Annotated in this window: 1 protein-coding gene; it reads right to left on the reverse strand. The window is 69.6% G+C overall.

Going from position 1 to position 2,620, the window contains the following annotated elements:
• Positions 1-143: 143 nt before the first annotated feature.
• On the reverse strand, positions 144-2,258 hold the full coding sequence (locus IAE41_RS22145) for a glycosyl hydrolase family 18 protein (protein ID WP_200734585.1): 2,115 nt from the start codon (positions 2,256-2,258) through the stop codon (positions 144-146).
• Between the last annotated feature and the right edge of the window lie 362 nt (positions 2,259-2,620).

Below are 2,620 nucleotides of genomic sequence, written 5' to 3' on the forward strand. Positions count from 1 at the left end.
CCGCCCCCCCCCGGCCGCCCGCCCCCCCCCCCCCGGGGCCCCCCCCCCCCCCCCCCCCGGGGGGGGGGGGCCCCCGGGGGCCCCCCCCCCGGCGGATGCATCATGCAGGAAGGGCCGGGGACGCGATGCGTCCCCGGCTTTTTTCACTTCAGGCCATCACTGACCGCCTTGGTCAGCGTGCCCTGTGCATCGTCGCCACTGAACTCCCAGACGAACGCGCCGCCCAGGCCCTGCGTTTTCACGTAGCCCATCTTGCGGGTGATGTTGGCCGGGGTGTCGAAGCTCCACAGCGTGCTGCCGTTGTAGATCCACGTGGCACCGGCGATGTTGTCGGTGTAGCCGGGCCAGGCCAGGTTCTTCAGCACCTTCCAGTCTTCGATGCCGGCCTCGTAGGTGCCCGGCGCAGCACCGCCGGCGGTCTGGTACATGCCGTTGTTGCCGCTGGCCACGCCGGTCCAGCCACGGCCGTAGTAACCGATGCCGAGGTTGAGCTTGGCCGCCGGCACACCGCGGCTGATGAAGGCCTCGATGGCGTCGTTGCTGTTGTAGAGCTTCTGGTCGCCCGTGGACGGATCATTGGGCGAGTCGAACAGCGCGGACTGGTGATTGGTCTTCGCATCCCACGCGCCGTGGAAGTCGTAGGTCATCACATTGATGTAGTCCAGGTACGGGTGGTACGCGGCCGGGTCGGTGACGCGGACCTTGTCGATGCCCGCACCCACGGCCACGGTCAGCAGCAGGCCCGGGCGCACCGCATCGAGCTGGCGGCGGAATTCGGCCATCAGCGCGGTGAAGTTGGCGTTGTCCTCCGGCTTGCCGCACTCGATGCCACACGCCACCGGGTACTCCCAGTCGATGTCGATGCCATCGAACACGCCCAGTGCCGCGGCTGCGCCACCGGCACCATCGGTCACCGGCAGGTTGCCCTTGATGTAGGCATCGATGCAGGAGGCGACGAAGGCCTGGCGGTTTTCCGGGCGTGCGGCGCTGGAGAAGCCACGCGACCAGGTCCAGCCACCCAGCGAGATCAGCACCTTCAGGTCCGGGTACTTGGCCTTCAGCTGCTTGAGCTGGTTCCAGTTGCCGCGCAGCGGCTGGTCCCAGGTATCGGCGCTGCCGCTGACGCTCTCACCGGCAGCGAAGGCCTTGCTGTAATCGGCGAACGCATCGCCACCGGCACCGGTGTTCGGGTCCGACGGCTGGGTGATGCCGACTTCGCAGCGGTTGTTGCGCACGTTGCCGAAGGCGTAGTTGATGTGGGTCAGGCGCGCGGCCGAACCACTGCTGTCGATGTTCTTCACCCGGTAGTTGCGGCCGTAGATGCCCCATTGGGTGAAGTAGCCGATGACCCGCTTGCCGGTGCCGCCGCCGCTGCCGGCCAGGGTGGTGGCGCTGACCGCGCTGCCCTGTGCCGACGCGTTGCCGGCATTGTCGCGGGCACGGATGCGGTAACTGTAGGTGGTCGAAGCGGTCAGCCCGCCATCGACGTAGCTGGCGCTGGACGGCGAGCCGACCAGGCTGCCGTTGCGGTACACGTCGTAGCCGGCCAGGCCGCTGCCACCGGTGTTGTCGGTGGACGGGCTCCAGCTGAGCGCGATGCTGCTGGCGGTGCGGGTGCCCACCGCCAGGCCGCCGGGCACGCTGGGTGCGGTGGTATCGCCGCTGGCCGCGTTGACGGTGATGGTGATGGTGGGGGTGCTGGTGGTGGCGTTGTTGTTGTCGGTGGCCACCGCGCGCAGGGTGTGGCTGCCGGCGCTGGCATTGGCCCAGCTGGCGCTGTACGGCGCGCTGGTGTCCACCCCGATCGAGCTGCCATCGCGGAAGAACTCGACCTTGCTGACGCTGCCGTCCGGGTCGCTGGCATTGGCGTTCACGGTGATCGTGCTGCCGGCACTGAAGGTGGCGCCGTTGGCGGGCGAGGTCAGGCTGACCACCGGCGGCTGGTTGGCGCCGCTGCCGTCACAGGCACCGAGATTGGTGTAGTAGGGCGCCCCGGCCGGATGGTCCGGCGGTGCGTTCCAGATGTCCTGGTTCGCCCGGTACAGGACCCCTCCCTTCTGCAGGGTGTCGCCGGCCCGGTAGATCTTGGCCTGGTCCCACTGCGCCACGCCGGCACAGCTGGCGGCCTGGGCCAGGCCGGGCAGGGCGGCAGCCCCGGCGGCCAGGGCCAGCACCCAGGCCAGGCGGCGCGGGCGGAGGGGGCGGGAGGAGCGTTTGGCACTGCGTACATCGGCACTCTGCACAAGCTTGTCGTACATGGTGTGTCTCCGACTTCCGGTGGCGCGCGGGCCGGATGGCACCGCGCGTGACGCAGGTCCGGACATCGCCCGGGGAAGGGCGACGGTGGGGGCGGACGGGGTACCTGGCTGGCCGGGGAGAGAGTCCGGGGCCAAGTGGGGACAACGTTGTCATCAATTGGCCGGGCAATCCGTGAGCGAGCGCATGGTTCCGGGATTCGGGTATTCCGGCATTCCGGCATTCCGGCGAAGAGCGGCGCTGGCGCGCGCAGGAACCTGTCCGTGGCCGGGCGGGTGGGTTGCGCAGGGGCGCAGGCGCCATGGATGGCGCCTACGAGCTTACATGGACGTACTTGCAGCGTCCCCTGCGCAGCCCACCCGCC

This window comes from Stenotrophomonas sp. S39, from assembly GCF_016624665.1.
Taxonomy (GTDB): domain Bacteria; phylum Pseudomonadota; class Gammaproteobacteria; order Xanthomonadales; family Xanthomonadaceae; genus Stenotrophomonas.